General features: G+C 44.1%; 18 protein-coding genes. 5 read left to right on the top strand and 13 right to left on the bottom strand.

All coding sequences use genetic code 11. From position 1 onward, the window contains the following. Window positions 1-17 precede the first annotated feature (17 nt). The 4 genes from AR442_RS09755 to AR442_RS09740 all read right to left on the bottom strand — a co-directional run bounded on the left by AR442_RS09755 (window position 18) and on the right by AR442_RS09740 (window position 3418). A complete protein-coding gene (locus AR442_RS09755; RefSeq protein ID WP_053285168.1) occupies window positions 18-1760 on the bottom strand; it encodes a HAMP domain-containing sensor histidine kinase in 1743 nt (580 codons plus the stop codon). Further along, window positions 1757-2476: a response regulator transcription factor gene (locus AR442_RS09750; protein ID WP_003151779.1), complete on the bottom strand. Its 720-nt coding sequence runs from the start codon at window positions 2474-2476 to the stop codon at window positions 1757-1759. The genes AR442_RS09755 and AR442_RS09750 overlap by 4 nt, the downstream gene beginning before the upstream one ends. Before the next feature lie 172 nt (window positions 2477-2648). Then, on the bottom strand, window positions 2649-2885 hold the full coding sequence (rsoA, locus tag AR442_RS09745; RefSeq protein ID WP_014418858.1) for a sigma-O factor regulator RsoA: 237 nt from the start codon (window positions 2883-2885) through the stop codon (window positions 2649-2651). Next, complete coding sequence (locus tag AR442_RS09740; protein ID WP_088056565.1) at window positions 2882-3418, bottom strand: sigma-70 family RNA polymerase sigma factor; 537 nt, start codon at window positions 3416-3418, stop codon at window positions 2882-2884. The genes rsoA and AR442_RS09740 overlap by 4 nt, the downstream gene beginning before the upstream one ends. A 241-nt stretch (window positions 3419-3659) precedes the next feature. On the opposite strand from AR442_RS09740, the gene AR442_RS19950 reads away from it, so the two are divergent. The 3 genes from AR442_RS19950 to AR442_RS09730 all read left to right on the top strand — a co-directional run bounded on the left by AR442_RS19950 (window position 3660) and on the right by AR442_RS09730 (window position 5585). Further along, window positions 3660-3815 (top strand): YvrJ family protein, encoded by a 156-nt coding sequence (locus AR442_RS19950; protein ID WP_014418860.1) that lies wholly within the window; start codon window positions 3660-3662, stop codon window positions 3813-3815. Between the two features lie 117 nt (window positions 3816-3932). After that, entirely contained in the window at window positions 3933-5093 is a 1161-nt protein-coding gene (locus AR442_RS09735) for an oxalate decarboxylase family bicupin (protein WP_007410043.1), read from the top strand. Window positions 5094-5162: 69 nt separating this feature from the next. Continuing rightward, window positions 5163-5585, top strand: coding sequence for a regulatory YrvL family protein (locus AR442_RS09730; RefSeq protein ID WP_014418861.1), 423 nt, complete (start codon window positions 5163-5165; stop codon window positions 5583-5585). A 38-nt stretch (window positions 5586-5623) separates the two neighbouring features. Here AR442_RS09730 and AR442_RS09725 read toward each other — a convergent pair whose 3' ends face one another. Genes AR442_RS09725 through AR442_RS09715 form a run of 3 tightly spaced genes read right to left on the bottom strand, consistent with a single transcriptional unit; the run spans window position 5624 to window position 8493 of the window. Next, entirely contained in the window at window positions 5624-6427 is an 804-nt protein-coding gene (locus AR442_RS09725; RefSeq protein ID WP_007613715.1) for an ABC transporter ATP-binding protein, read from the bottom strand. Window positions 6428-6445: 18 nt separating this feature from the next. Beyond that, a complete protein-coding gene (locus AR442_RS09720) occupies window positions 6446-7456 on the bottom strand; it encodes a FecCD family ABC transporter permease (protein WP_014418863.1) in 1011 nt (336 codons plus the stop codon). After that, window positions 7456-8493: a FecCD family ABC transporter permease gene (locus tag AR442_RS09715; protein WP_029973587.1), complete on the bottom strand. Its 1038-nt coding sequence runs from the start codon at window positions 8491-8493 to the stop codon at window positions 7456-7458. Before AR442_RS09715 ends, AR442_RS09720 begins: the two co-directional genes overlap by 1 nt. Before the next feature lie 247 nt (window positions 8494-8740). Between AR442_RS09715 and AR442_RS09710 the strand changes: the two genes are divergently transcribed. After that, a complete protein-coding gene (locus tag AR442_RS09710; protein WP_014418864.1) occupies window positions 8741-9679 on the top strand; it encodes an iron-hydroxamate ABC transporter substrate-binding protein in 939 nt (312 codons plus the stop codon). A gap of 186 nt (window positions 9680-9865) precedes the next feature. Here the strand turns inward: AR442_RS09710 and AR442_RS09705 are convergent, their stop codons facing one another. Then, complete coding sequence (locus tag AR442_RS09705) at window positions 9866-11155, bottom strand: homocysteine synthase (protein WP_053285167.1); 1290 nt, start codon at window positions 11153-11155, stop codon at window positions 9866-9868. A gap of 276 nt (window positions 11156-11431) precedes the next feature. Then, entirely contained in the window at window positions 11432-12325 is an 894-nt protein-coding gene (locus AR442_RS09700; protein ID WP_053285166.1) for a DMT family transporter, read from the bottom strand. Between the two features lie 215 nt (window positions 12326-12540). Here AR442_RS09700 and AR442_RS09695 point away from each other — a divergent pair, with 215 nt between their 5' ends. Further along, window positions 12541-13014 (top strand): MarR family winged helix-turn-helix transcriptional regulator, encoded by a 474-nt coding sequence (locus AR442_RS09695; protein WP_038461595.1) that lies wholly within the window; start codon window positions 12541-12543, stop codon window positions 13012-13014. 134 nt (window positions 13015-13148) lie between these two features. On the opposite strand, the gene AR442_RS09690 is transcribed toward AR442_RS09695, so the two are convergent. Genes AR442_RS09690 through AR442_RS21085 form a run of 4 tightly spaced genes read right to left on the bottom strand, consistent with a single transcriptional unit; the run spans window position 13149 to window position 14927 of the window. Further along, on the bottom strand, window positions 13149-14213 hold the full coding sequence (locus tag AR442_RS09690; protein WP_053285165.1) for an NADH:flavin oxidoreductase: 1065 nt from the start codon (window positions 14211-14213) through the stop codon (window positions 13149-13151). Between the two features lie 36 nt (window positions 14214-14249). Continuing rightward, window positions 14250-14396, bottom strand: coding sequence for a hypothetical protein (locus tag AR442_RS20985; protein WP_259347345.1), 147 nt, complete (start codon window positions 14394-14396; stop codon window positions 14250-14252). A 41-nt stretch (window positions 14397-14437) separates the two neighbouring features. Continuing rightward, window positions 14438-14785 (bottom strand): thioredoxin family protein, encoded by a 348-nt coding sequence (locus AR442_RS09685; protein ID WP_323054380.1) that lies wholly within the window; start codon window positions 14783-14785, stop codon window positions 14438-14440. Further along, window positions 14724-14927: a glycine cleavage system protein H gene (locus AR442_RS21085; protein ID WP_079891276.1), complete on the bottom strand. Its 204-nt coding sequence runs from the start codon at window positions 14925-14927 to the stop codon at window positions 14724-14726. Before AR442_RS21085 ends, AR442_RS09685 begins: the two co-directional genes overlap by 62 nt. Window positions 14928-15098: the final 171 nt, after the last annotated feature.

Here is a 15098-nt window from a genome sequence, read left to right as displayed (position 1 = left end):
CAAAGCGGCGTCCAAACTCAATCTTTTTTAAAAAGAATCGTAATCACCGTTCCGGCGCTGATTCTGCTGTTGACATGGATGGTTCCGTTATGAAGGTGTACCAGCTCTTTGGCAATGGCGAGCCCGAGTCCCGTTCCTTCTGACGGCCCCTTCGTATTCGTTCCCCGGTAATAACGGTTAAACAGCTGGTGAATCGTTTCGTCGTCCATTCCTCTTCCGTTATCTTTCACCTTCAGAATGAGCTGTTCGGCTGATTCCTCAAGCACGACCCGAATGGCGGTCCCTTTCTTATTATGCTTAACCGCGTTTGCCAGCAGATTCTCCAGAATACGGCGGAACCACGCTTCATCAATGGCGAAAAGAATGTCTTCCTTTTTGGTTTCAAAGGCGATGTCATAGCCTTCCGAGAACGTATTTTTCGTGAAATCGTTCGTGACGTTTCTGATAAACGGCACGACGTTGATCAGCCGCCGTTCGATCGGGAGGGCCGCGTTTTTGAGGCGGTATGTTAAGTTTAAGTCCTCAATCAGCTTGGACATATATTCTGATTTTTCCCGGACGATCTGCCCCATTTCTTTGACTTCTTCCGGGGTCCAGTCGTATTGCTTCGATTCAAGCATCATGCTGTAGCCGTAAATCGTGCTCAGCGGGGTTTTTAAGTCATGGCTCAGCCCGGCGATCCATTCTTCCCTTGTCGCCTGGATTTTTTCTCTGTTTTTCTTATCCCGCTTCAGCGTGTCGGTCAGCTGATCCATCGATTCGAAAATCTCGGCGAAAAAGCGGAACGGCTGCTTTGTTTTGCCTTTTTTGTTTTTGCTGACAGGCTGTCCTTTGCGGTTCTTCGGCTCTTCAAGCCGGCCCTTTGATAAATTGACGAGCCATTTGATGGTATGAAACAGCGGCCAGCCGAAACGGAAAGAGTACCAGATGGTCAGGATGCAGATCATAAATACCAGGATTCCGATCAAGAGGAAGAGGGTTTTCAACACATTTCTCAAAAATGATTTGTTAAACTCGTGATCGGGGATGTACACGGGGTTCGGCACCGACGCGACCATCCATTTCGTTTTATCGAGTCTTTTAAAAGAAATTTCCCGTTTGTAATTCCACGGCTTGGAACTGTATTTCAGCAATTCAAGCTCATTGACGGTGTTCCGTTCTTTTTTCGTGCTGTTGATATCCCCGAGCAGTCTGCCGCTGTCTTCGAGAAGGTAGACCGCCCCTTTTTCCCGTTTAATATAATCAATCGTGCTTTTTTTATATTGAGAAAGGGAAGCGAGGGATGGCTCCTGTGATTCGATGTAAGTGAGAAGCTGCTCACTGGCGGATTTCCAGCCGAACAGAATCAAATAGGTCTCATCATTTATCGTGACCGTCCAGTAATTCAGCTTGTAGTTGTCAAAATTCCGGTACTGATAAATGGATAAGAGGTCTTTTCTGCTGTAATGGCTCGGGACGTCTTTCGGCACTCTGTACGCGTAGTCCGTTTTTTCATTGTCATTAATGATCTGCAGCCAGCCCTTCTGCTTTCTGACCGACATCTTTAAAAACTCATCGACATCCCATGTGCCGTCTTCATTTTTATCAAGCCACGCTTCAAACGAGTCTGCCGTCGCTTTGGTCAGTCCCGCATTGGCTTCCGCTTCGCTGAAACGCCAATCCAAATAGAAGAAAGAAGCGACGGCCAAAACGGACATCAGCAGGATGACAAGCAGCAGCTGTCCGAAAAAGTGGAGCAGAAATTTTCCGCGCATTCTCATGAGCGGGTTCCTTTTTCTCCTTGATCGGGAATAAACCGATAACCGAGGCCGCGCACCGTTACAATATAGGACGGATTGCTGGGGTCTTTTTCAATCTTTTCTCTGAGCTTGCGGATATGCACCATGACGGTGTTGTTGTCGCCGTAAGACGGATATCCCCATACTTTTTCATAGATCTGATCTTTTGAGAGCACCACATCAGGGTGTTCACAGAAATATTGAAGCAGCTGCAGAAGCTGTGCGGAGCAGCTGACGGGCTCGCCCCCGACGATCAGCTCGGCGTTTTGCGGTGAATAGGAAAAATGGCTGTATGAATACGTCTTTACCGCCGTTTTCTCTTCGCGCTTATAGGTTCTCTTTAACGTCGCCCTGATCCGCGCCGCCAATTCGAGCGGATTAAACGGCTTTGTTATATAATCGTCAGCTCCCAATGCAAATCCTGACAGCTTATCCGCATCAGAAGAACGGGCAGTCAGAAAAAAGATCGGAGCGTCGGTATAATTCCGGATTTCGGTGCATGCTTCAAAACCGGACATGCCTTCCATCATCACATCCAGCACGAGCAGATCCGCGGTTTCATGTTTAACAAACTCGATCGCTTCCTCAGCGCTTCCGGCTGTCTTAATGTTGTGATAGCCTTCTTTGACGAGAACGCGTTTGACCATATCAACGATCGCCTTCTCATCGTCTACAATTAAAATTGACGCATTTTCCACTTGGACGTTCCTTTCTCTTTGTTTTTTTCATCATATCATTATATGGATAAGATTTGGTACTTTTTTAGTGCGGAGGTCTTGCGGGGAAACAGAAAAGAAAAACGAGACCGGACATCTCTTCTCGTTTTTCTCACGTTGTCAGAGCGGAATATCCATCATTCCGCCGCTTTTGTCAGGAGCTTTCATTTATAAGATGAAGAATAAATTCCCAAAAACCCGGCACGTCCTGGCATAACAGCATGTCCGCTTTTTCAACTATTTTAATCTTCAATTCTTGTTCAAGATCTTCTCTTTCCTGGTATGATGTATTGCTCAGTTTTTTTTTTATCATTGGCGAAAAACGCGAAATCAAAAGTTCCATTTCGTCGGTATCTGTGTTCTCTTTGCTGAAGTCAAATGGCCCGTTCACTGCTTATTTTCCCCCTTTTTTTGCTTGTCCAGATGCTTTCTGAGATTATCGAGCCCTTTTTTATGAATATTAGAAATGTTCTGCCGTGATTCACCCAGCGACTCGGCAATCTCCTTCATCGTCGCTCCGTGAAGATAAATATTCGTCAGCACGCTTTTTTGCTTATCGGTTAACGTCTGAAGCGCTTCGTATAAATCACGGTTTTGGACATGCTGGCTCAAATCCCCCTGCTTCCGCAGAAACTCTTCATACGCGTCTTTTCCCATTTCATAGGGAAGCGCTTCACCTCCCTCCGGCTGATCCACCGTCAGCGGATAGCGCTTCTGATTTTTACGGATGCGCTTGTCAAAATCGATTGAGAAAATCCGGATCATAGAGTTCATATATTTGATGATCCGGATTTCCTTATAAAACTGCTTAAAATGGTCATCCAATGATTTTGCATCCTTCTCGTCTGAATGTTCCAGCACATTTTTAAATTTCTCGTAATGCTTTGGGTCACTTAAAAAATGTTTAACGATCGGATGTTTCATAATTTCCTTGCATTTTGACCGTAAAAGAACTTGATAGTCCATAAAACCGCCCCCTATTTAAATTAAATGAAAGAAAGCAAAAAAAAGTAAACTACTCCTTTCCGACTAAGATTCCGTATTCCTTATGTCCCGGTTTTGCCGGAACAAAAAAAGACCCTCAACCGGGATATCAGGTTTACAGGAGCCGCTCTTTCTTTCACTTATATACATGACTGCAGGTCAAGTCAGGAGGTGGCTGATAATGGATCAGGTTTTTATAGAAGAAACGGTCAGACAGATCGGCAATCTCGGCTTTCCGGCTCTCATTGCCATGTATCTTCTCACACGGTTTGAGAAGAAGTTTGACGCCCTGATCGAACTGATGACGGAACTGAAAGATCAGAAAATGAAAAATTAATTTTCACACGAAGTTGACTTTTCATCGGAACGCATCACTTAACAAAGCAGAAGGGAAAACGAAAGGCCTTTCACATTCTCTTTCTGAAAAAACAAAGCTTGAGAGGAGACGATTTACATGTCAAAAGAAAACAACTGCAATATCCCGCAGCCGATCAGAGGAGACAAAGGGGCGACCGTCACGATACCGCGCAACCTTGAAAGAGACCGCCAAAATCCGGATATGCTGACGCCGCCGGAAACGGATCACGGCACAGTGGATAATATGAAATTCTCTTTCTCAGATGTGCACAATCGGCTGGAAAAGGGCGGATACGCGCGTGAGGTGACCGTTCGCGAGCTGCCGATTTCTGAAAATCTGGCATCTGTCAACATGCGTTTAAAACCGGGCGCCATCCGTGAGCTGCACTGGCATAAAGAAGCGGAATGGGCATATATGCTGACGGGCAAAGCGCGGGTCACGATTGTTGATGAACAGGGACGCAGTTTTATCGATGACGTGAAGGAAGGAGATCTGTGGTACTTCCCGTCAGGCCTGCCGCACTCCATTCAGGCGCTGAAAGAAGGCTGTGAATTCCTCTTGGTTTTTGATGACGGTTCCTTCTCAGAAAACAGCACATTCCAAGTGACTGACTGGCTTGCCCACACACCGCTTGATGTCATCGCCAACAACTTCGGGGTTTCAGAAAAAGACCTCGCCGGCCTGCCCGGGAAAGAAAAATACATCTTTGAAGAGCCGGTTCCCGGGAAGCTGAAAGATGACATCGTGGAAGGCCCGAACGGTGAAGTGCCATATCCGTTCACTTACCGCCTGCTGGATGAAGGCCCGACTGCTGAGACGGATGGCGGCAAAGTATATATCGCGGATTCCACAAACTTCAAAGTGTCCAAAACGATCGCTTCAGCGCTTGTCGTGGTCGAACCGGGCGCAATGAGAGAGCTGCACTGGCATCCGAACACGCATGAATGGCAGTATTATATTTCCGGTAAAGGGCGGATGACGGTTTTTGCATCGGACGGCCATGCAAGAACATTTAACTATCAGGCCGGGGATGTCGGTTACGTTCCGTTCGCAATGGGCCACTATGTGGAAAATTTGGGAGATGAGCCGCTCGTCTTCCTGGAAATCTTCAAGGATGACCACTATGCCGATGTGTCCCTGAACCAATGGCTTGCCATGCTTCCTGAGAAATTCGTCCAGCAGCATCTGGATCTGGGCAAAGACTTTACGGATATTCTTTCAAAAGAGAAACACCCTGTCGTCAAAAAGAAATGCTGAAGAAGACACACATCGACTTGCAGAGTTCCGTCTCTGCAAGTCTCCTCTGTGTGAAAAGGAGCTGAACAGATGATCAATCAAAACGGGACGAAAATGTTATTTCTTCAGGTGCTCCGGTATGCCCTGGCAGCCGCTGCCGTATTATTCGGGTATTTTATCGTGATGATGGCTGTATTTTCATTAGCCGGGACGAGCTACGGATCGATGGCGTACGTCCTGCTTTTTTCCGTGCTTTTTATTCTTCTCGGTTTATGTTTTGAACCGCTTGAGCGGCTGATGATACATAGCTTTACCTTTTTTGGGACGGGCAGGCTGCCTTTTCTCCTTTTAGCCAGCACCGTTCAGCTGCTGTTCCTCTGGATGACCGCGTATACGACGGATAAACTGATTGAAAAGATTTGGCTGTCAACGACGGAGGAGCTGATTGTGGCGGGAGTTTTTTTCGTTTTGGATAAATGCGTCTCCGGACAAAAGCAGCCCCGGGCGCAATAAAAAAAACGCAGGCCGGAATGGCTCTGCGTTTTTTTTCATCATACCGTTGCGTTTTCATGCCGGATTAAATCGTAGGTTAAGCAGACCGGTTTGTTCGTGCGCGGATCTTTTACAATCTGTGCGTCAATTTGGAAAACGTCTTCCAATATGCCGGGAGTCATGACTTCCTCCGCCGTTCCTTCCTTGATGACGCGCCCTTTTTTCAGGGCGATCATGTAATGGGAAAAACGGGCGGCATGGTTCAGATCATGAATGACCATTAAAATGGTGCGGCCCTGCTCCTTGTTTAATTTGTCCAGCAGCTGCAAAATTTCAAGCTGATGGGCGAGATCTAAATAAGTGGTCGGTTCATCAAGAAGCAGCAGCTCCGTTTCTTGAGCGAGCGCCATGGCGATCCACACACGCTGCCGCTGTCCCCCGGAAAGCGCTTCGATCGGCCGGTCGTAAAATTCGGCCATCCCCGTCTCTTCAAGCGCCCATTTGATCATGTCACGGTCTTTATCACTCAAACGGCCCATTCCGGACTGATGCGGAAACCTGCCGTAAGAAACAAGTTCGTACACCGTCAGCCCGCTCGGCGCTTCAGGCGTCTGCGGAAGAATTGCCATTTCCTTGGCGATGTCCTTCGTGGATTTTTGCATGATCGCCTGTCCGTTTAAATAGACGGCGCCGGATTTCGGTTTCATGATTCTTGACATCGTTTTGAGAACCGTCGATTTTCCGCAGCCGTTCGGACCGATCAGCGTTGTAATTTTTCCTTTCGGGATGGCGATATCCAATTCTTTCGCTATCAAACGGTCACCATAACCGACAGTAAGCTGTTCCGCCGATAATGAGTTCATCGCGGCAGCCTCCTTCCTCTATTTCGTTTTCATCAGTAAATATACAAAATACGGCGCTCCGAGCACGGAAATCACCAGGCCGACGGGAATTTCGGACGGTGCAAGCACATTTCTCGCCAGCGTATCGGCAAGCAGAAATAAAAATGCTCCGATTAAAGCCGAAACCGGGATAAGCGTCTGGTGGCGCGGCCCGGTAAGCCTTCTGGCCAAATGCGGTGCAATGAGTCCGAGAAAAGCGATTCCGCCGGCTGCCGCAACACATGACGCGGTCAGGGCAACGGCGGACATCAGCAGAACGCGCCGCTCCTTTTCAACCCGGGTGCCAAGCCCCGCCGCCAGCTGATCACCGAGCTGAAGCACATTTAAATACCTGGCTTTATAGAGGCTGAACGGTAAAAGAACCAGCAGCCACGGCAAAATGGACAGCACCATTTTCCAATTGGCGTTCCAAATCGAACCGGAAATCCATACAAGCGCCTGCATGAAATCCCGCGGGTCCATTTTCAGCTGAAAAATCAAGAGAAGCGCATTAAACCCCGCATTGACGCCGATCCCGACCAAAACGAGCCGGACAGGTGAAACGCCTTTTTTCCAAGCCAGAACATAGATGAGCAGCGCAGCCAGAAAAGCCCCCGCCAAAGCGCTCACCGGAAGCAGCCATGTACCGGCCATGCTTAAATCAACAGCTGATCCTTGGAAAAAGAAGATAAACAGAACGACCGCCAAAGACGCTCCGGCGTTAATACCGAGAATGCCCGGCTCCGCCAAGTCATTTTGAGACACGCTTTGAAAAATCGCGCCTGAAACCGCGATTCCGGCGCCGACCAGCAATGACAGCACCATGCGCGGCAGTCTGAATTCAAATAAAACGAGCTGATCCCGGGCATCCCCCTGTCCGAAAAAGACACGCAGCGTATCAAGAGGCGCAATCCGGATCACCCCCATGTTTAAACTGATAAAAAAGACGATGCATATGAGCAAAAACGTAACGGCCATGACCGCCAGCGGTTTTTTCGATTTTACATTCATTACAGCCCTCTCCTTTCCCTGCGCGCCAAATAAAAGAAAAAGGGAACGCCGATAAGGGCGGTTAAAGCGCCGACCGGTGTTTCAAACGGCGCATTGACGAGTCTTGCGGCAATATCACTGAAGACTAACAGAACGGCGCCGAATACCGCCGAACAGGGAATGATCCACCTGTAATCTACCCCGACTAAAAACCGGGTGATATGCGGAATCACCAAGCCGATAAAAGAAATGGCTCCGGCGACTGAGACTGAAGCCCCCGTCAAGAGGACAACGACAAACATTCCGATTACTTTCACAAGCGATGTGTACTGCCCGAGCCCTTTGGCCAGTTCCTCACCCAAGCTCAGCACCGTCACTGAGCGCGCAATCAGAAATGCCAGCAAAAGCCCGATAACCCCGACCGCCAAAAGCAGCTGCACGCCTTCCCATTTCACGGAAGCAACTCCTCCGGCATACCAGAACTTCACATCCTGGGCGACATCAAAACGGATCGCAATCGCGCTTGAAAGCCCCGTTAAGAAATAGCCGACTGCCGTACCGGCCAGCGCGAGCTTCACCGGTGTCAGACCGCCTTTTGAAAACAGGCCGATGCCAAACACAATAAGCGCTCCGATTCCCGCTCCCGCAAAGGACCACAAAACAAGTCCCGCCGCAGACAGCCCCGGAAAAAAAGCAAATGCCAATGCGATCGCAAATCCTGACCCCGACGTCACGCCCATAATGGAAGGCTCAGCAAGCGGGTTCCGCGTCAGCCCCTGCATAATCGCCCCGGACACAGCTAAAAAAGCCCCGACGAGCGCGGCGGCGGCAGTTCTCGGCAGCCTCAGATCGCGTATGATTTGATGAGATGTATTTTGCGGCTGAAAGTGAAAGAGAGCATCCCACACCGTCCGCAGATGAATATCGGCAGCTCCGATGGAAACAGACAGAGCCGCGCCGATCAATAAAACCGCAATACCGGCACACAGCAGCACAGCAGCCCGGAATGAACGCGCCGTCCACTGGATTTCACTCCCTGATGCCCCTTGAGCCGTCATTGTCTGTTTCTTTTTCAATAGACCCAACACTCGTTCTTCCTTTCTCAAAACAAGAATGGTAATGATAATGATTATCAATGACTTGTTTCAGTATAGCACTTTTATCTTCTCTTTTAATAGACCTAATTTCATATAAAAAAAGAAAGTTTTTCTTTAAAAAGAGCGTGCTTCTCTATGAAAGCAGTGATATAATCACACTGATAATGATTCTCTTTATCAATAATTTTTATGAAAGAAGGAATGTCAGATGTTCCATACATACAAGAAAATCGGCGCAGCGCTGATTGCCGTGCTGCTCATCGCCGCTTTGGCCGCATGCGGCAATTCTTCAGACACGAAAGGTTCTTCTGAAAAAGAAGAAACCATCACGTATAAAGCCGAAAACGGCAATATTAAAATTCCGAAGCACCCGAAACGGGTCGTCGTCATGGCTGACGGCTACTACGGCGACTTTAAACAGCTCGGCATCAATGTTGTCGGCGCGCCGCAAAACGTATTTAAAAACCCTTATTACAAAGGGAAAACAAAAGGTGTGACAAACATCGGCGACGGCACGTCCGTTGAAAAAATCATTGACTTAAAGCCGGATTTAATCGTTGTCTGGACGACACAAGGCGCCGACATTGAAAAACTGGAAAAAATCGCGCCGACAATCGCCATTAAATATGACAAGCTCAGCAACATTGATCAATTCAAAGAGTTTGCGAAAATGACAGGCACTGAAGATAAAGCAGACAAATGGCTGACTGAATGGGATAAGAAAACCGCTGCCGCTAAAACAAAGGTTCAAAAAGCGGTCGGCTCAAAAACCATCTCCATCATGCAGACAAACGGAAAAGACATCTATGTATTCGGTAAAGACTTCGGCCGCGGCGGAAGCATCATTTATGACAAACTCGGGCTGAAGGCCACAAAACTGACGCAGGAAAAAGCCATTAATCAAGGGCCGGGCTACGCCAGCATTTCACTCGAGAAACTGCCTGACTTCGCGGGAGACTACATCTTTATGGGGCCATGGCAGGCCGGCGGTGACGACAAAGGCGTGCTTGACAGCTCAATCTGGAAGAACCTCGATGCCGTCAAACAAAACCATGTCTACCGCATTGATCCGATCGGCTTCTATTTCTCAGACCCGATCTCACTTGAAGGCCAGCTCGACTACATCACAAAAAGCTTAACGAAGTAACCCCGAAGCCGCTGTCACAGCGGCTTTTTATTACGCTTAAAACTTGACAAAAAAATTCATCAATTCTGTTGTCAATTAGTTTTAACCATTTGTAAACCATAGCATATAGTTCTATTAATCAATTATATGAAATTTGTTTATCAAATGGTTTAGGAGGATTTATTTTGCGAGGAGCTGCAGGTATTGTTATTGCTGACTGGCTTGGAGAGCGTTGTCTAAATCGTAAAGAATATCATCAATCGTTTCAATACCAATAGAAAGACGAATCATATCCGGAGTAACACCGGCTTTTACCTGACTTTCTTCATCCAGCTGTTGATGGGTCGTGCTGGCAGGATGAATAACCAGTGATTTCGCATCGCCAACATTCGCCAAATGACTGAAAATCTTCACGCTGTTAATAAATTTCTTCCCTTCTTCCACCCCGCCTTTAATACCAAATGTGAAAATGGATCCTGCTCCTTTTGGCAAATACTTTTGGGCAAGTTCGTGATAAGGGTTTGATGCAAGGCCTGGATAATTAACCCATGAGACATGGGGATGTTTTTCTAAAAATTGTGCAACCTTAAGGGCATTTTCTACATGGCGCTCCATCCGCAGAGGAAGAGTTTCTAATCCCTGAAGAAACATAAATGTATTGAATGGCGAAGCGGAAGCTCCAATGTCTCTAAGCAACGTAACGCGTGCTTTTGTAATATAAGCTAGCGATCCCAGTGCATCTGTATAAACTAACCCATGATAACTTAGATCTGGTTCTGACAAACCTGAAAATTTTCCGTTCGCCCAATTAAATTTTCCAGAATCTACAATAACACCGCCGATAGAGGTTCCATGGCCGCCAATAAATTTGGTAGCTGAATGAACCACAATGTCTGCTCCATACTCAATTGGCCTGCATAAATATGGGGAGGCAAATGTATTATCAACGATAAGCGGAACATTATTTGCATGTGCAATATCGGCAATTGCTTGAATATCCGCAATATTAATTCGAGGATTTCCAATCGTTTCTATAAACACAGCTTTTGTTTTGTCATTCATTTTTTCTTGAAATTGAGCTGGATCGTCTACATCAACAAAGTGAAATTTGATTCCTAGCTTTGGAAAAGTATGAGCAAATAAAGTATAGGTCCCCCCATACAGGCTGCTGGAAGCGATAATTTCATCTCCTGCTTCTGCAATATTCAAAATAGAATATGTAATAGCTGACTGTCCCGATGAAGTTGCTAATGCCCCTACGCCGCCTTCCATTAGGGCAACACGTTGCTCAAAAACATCATGAGTAGGATTCATGATTCGTGTATAAATATTTCCGGGTTCTTTTAAAGAAAACAAATCTGCAGCATGATCTGTGTCGTTAAAGATATATGAGCTTGTTTGATAAATAGGGACTGCTCTAGAATTTGTAGTGGGGTCAGGTACTTGTCCTCCATGAAGAGCAATTGTTTCAAACCCTAATGAATGTTTTTTCTCCATCATTATACCCTCGTTTCACTCGTCTTTATATTCTGAATATTAAGTAATAATATCACAGAGTTTAGTTCTCTACTACCCATTTTGCTATGAAATGGTTTAATCGCTCTTTCTTTTAACTTATGTTAATTTACCTGGTTAAAATAAACAATTTACAAATTTTGATTTCAGATTTCCTTTCTCATTATGAAGAATAGAGTAACTAAAGAGTCAATAGCATATAAGTCACTCTTCTATCAGTTAGGGATCTAGCACCCCATTTAATTAAGAAGAGTTTCTCTATTTAACTACTTGTTCGGGTATATTAGATACTTTCTGCTTTGTATTAGACACTAAGAGTATACTCATTAATACTACCGATAAGCCTATATAAGTACTCAAGGAAGTTCGTTCATCTAAAAATAAAACACCCCAGATTATACCGAATATGGGTACCAATAGGGTTACACTAACGGTTTTAGTTGGACCTATATTTTTTATCAGATAAAAATAGAGAAGATAAGCAACACTTGTAGAAAATACGGCTAATCCTAAAACTGAAATAGTCACACCTATACTTGGTAACTTGTTAGGCATATCAAGGAGTGCAAAAGGCAGTAAAACAATACTTGCTCCTAATTGCTGTCCAATAGCTAAATCAAAAGATTTCATATCTTGAAAAGCTCTTTTACTATATACTCCTCCTATTCCATAGAATAAAGCTGCTAAAGAAATAGCTACTATTGATAATATAACCTTTACATTTAGTTGAATAGGACTCCAACCAACCAGGATTCCTACTCCTATGCACCCCATAATAATACCAAGGAAAGTACGCATATTTTTACCTTCTTTAAGCCATAAAATAGATATGATTACGGAAAACAAGGGAGTTGTAGAATTAATAATAGCAGCAAGTGACGCGGAAAGGTTTAACTCAGCGTAAGCAATTAAAACGAATGGAATGGCTGCATTAATGGCACCCAGAATCATTAACTCTTTCCATTTGTACTTGATTTCTATTTTTTGTTTTAGTAATCGTGCAAAAATAATAAGAGAGATAGCTGCAATTCCTACACGGCTTTCAATAAGAAATAAAGGGCCTAATGAAGGTGAAGCTATTTTGATGAATAAAAATGATGCACCAAAAAGGCTAGCCAGCAATAGTAAGATGCTAAATTGTTTGAAAGACATATCTTTACCATATCCTTTCTAAATGAGTAATTAAATCTCAAATTGACTCCTAACAGTTTAGCACCTAAACTTTCAGGAGTCAATTTGAGTATGGGGTCTTAAATCTGGCTTACCGTCAAAGATTAAATATGGGCTATGTTGTTCATGTTCAATTAAGAGTAAATAGGTATGCTATACTGAGGAATAAATAACTAAAGTGATACCAGGTGAAATGTATGAAGACAAGAGAAGAAATTTTTAATGAGCTACTAGAATCTATTTATGAACTCTCTCGTAACACGAGCGCATACGAAAACATACCTCGAAAATATGGAACAGAAGATGAACTATATATGGTTGAAGCACATACCATTGATTTAATTGGAGAAAATGTGAAAGTTAGTCCTTCGCATCTTGTGAAGCTTACCAATAAAACAAAAGGTGCCATTTCTCAAATGGTGGATAAATTATTAAAAAAAGGGTTGGTTATAAAATATAAAAATCCAACCAATAGCCGAGAAGTTATCATAGAATTGTCGGAAAAAGGGAAACAAGCTTATAAGTATCACAAAGAACTTGATCGAATAGAATATGGAAAAATATTGAGTAGACTGGATCAATTTTCAACAGAAGATTTTATAAACTTCATGAAAATAGCTTCTGTAGTAAACAACCATATGAAAGACTCAACTCGAAAAAATTCCCATTAATTTCATGTACCTTACAAAATCAATCACTAAAAGTTAAGTACTAGTGTTATGGGATCTTTATCTGAAAGTAATAAAAAGAACCCATTTTAAAATAATCAATCAAAATGGGTTCTTTATTATTTTTTAAGCTCTGTTTAATTTAATGTTTCAATTGCCTCACGCGTAAACGGAATTAATTCTTCTGTTCGTCCGTCTCGGATTTTGTTTACCCAGTCAGGATCAGCCAATAATGCGCGACCCACCGCTATCAAATCAAATTCTTCACGTTCTAATCTCTCGATCAAATTGCCCATTTTGTTGGCTTTGCCATTGGCCTCTTCTCCAGTAGCGAAGAAATCCACGAAATCAGCGCCATCAAGACCGACAGAGCCAACTGTAATTGTTGGTTTTCCTGTCAGTTTTTTAATCCATCCTGACAGATTCAGTTCAGATCCTTCAAATGCAGGTTCCCAAAAGCGACGAATAGATGCATGAAAGATGTCCACCCCTGCATCAGCTAATGGCGTTAAGAAACGTTTTAGTTCTTCTGGAGTTTCTACTAATTTTACTGTATAGAAATCATATTTCCACTGTGAGATTCGCAACGAGATTGGGAAATCTGGTCCAACAACACGTCGGCAAGCTGCGATGACCTCACTCGCAAAGCGTGTGCGCTTAACTATGTCGCCACCGTATTCATCGGTACGTGTGTTTGTTTTTTCCCAAAAGAACTGATCGATTAAAAATCCATGGGCTGCCATAATCTCAATGCCATCAAAACCAACCTTTTTAGCATTGGCTGCTGCCTGTGCAAAAGCTTCAACCAATTCCAAAATTTCTTGTTTTGAGTAATCATTAGCGTTGCCTCGTGCACCCATGTGCCACAATTGAGAGAAAATTTTCCCACCGGCTTCGTGTACCCCATCAACTACTTTTGACCAACCGTTTAGCGCCTCTTCACCGTATAAGTGTGGTACGTCCTCCTGCCATGCTGGCACCTCGGATGCAACATCAGGATGGTTGATAAACGTACCCTCTGTCACAATAAGTCCAACACCATTTTCAGCTCTACGACGATAATACGCAGCGACATCCTCCCCTGGTACTCCATTTGGAGAAAAGTTTCGCGTCATAGGTGCCATCAAAATACGATTAGATAGTTTCAGATTTCCCATTTCGAATGGTTTAAAAAGAGCTTCAACTGACTGAAAATTATTCATAAAAACCTCCAAGTTTTATACTTTAAGACTTATTCATTATGCATTAACTCCATGGTCAAGAGCAGATCCGACTTTCAAGGCAGTTGCTACCATAATTGATTCAGCAACTTCTTCTTTGGAATCTCTATGTTTTTTAACTTGTTTAACATCGTCTTGACTAATAATTCTTCCCTCTAATTCCATTTATCCGTACCTACCGTTTGGTACAATTTTATGTTAGCAGATTAAGCGGACAAGCTGTTAAGAAATGTTTCGATTTCTTCTTGTGTTTTTCGAGCCTTGCTAACAAACCGCCCTGCTTCTTCTCCGTTATGATAAGCGATAAAACTTGGAATACCAAATACATTCAGTTCTATGCATAAATCAATAAAGTCATCCCGGTCTACATAAATAAACTGATATTCCGAATAATTTGCTTCAATGTCCGGCAAAATTGGCTCGATCGCCCGACAGTCTGGGCACCAGTCCGCTGAAAACATAAAGACAACGCGCTCTGTTTTTTTTAACTTCTCAAAATGATCCATTGATTGTAAATTTTCCATCATGATTCCCTCCATTCTTTTCATATACATAATCTTTGTATTCTTTAGCACGTATAAGATGTTGGATATCATCTATATTATCCATTTGAACATCTCGCATCCATCCTTGATCATAAGGGGATTCATTTACATATTCAGGACTATCCTCTAATTCTGTGTTTACTTTTAGAATCTAAAGGATGAGATAAGTTCGGAGTAGTTTTAATGGACTCCACATCACCACAGCTATTGTTTATCGTTAATGAATTCCCTTCCTTCTGGGGATCTAAGAATACAATTTCATCAAATCGTTGTTTGAGCATAATCTGTAATCTCTAAACGTACTCGATCTTCAACTTTTGAC

It is taken from the genome of Bacillus velezensis, from assembly GCF_001461825.1.
GTDB classification, from domain to species: domain Bacteria; phylum Bacillota; class Bacilli; order Bacillales; family Bacillaceae; genus Bacillus; species Bacillus velezensis.
Note: the sequence above shows the minus strand (reverse complement) of the source record. Positions and strands in the feature narration are given on the sequence as shown.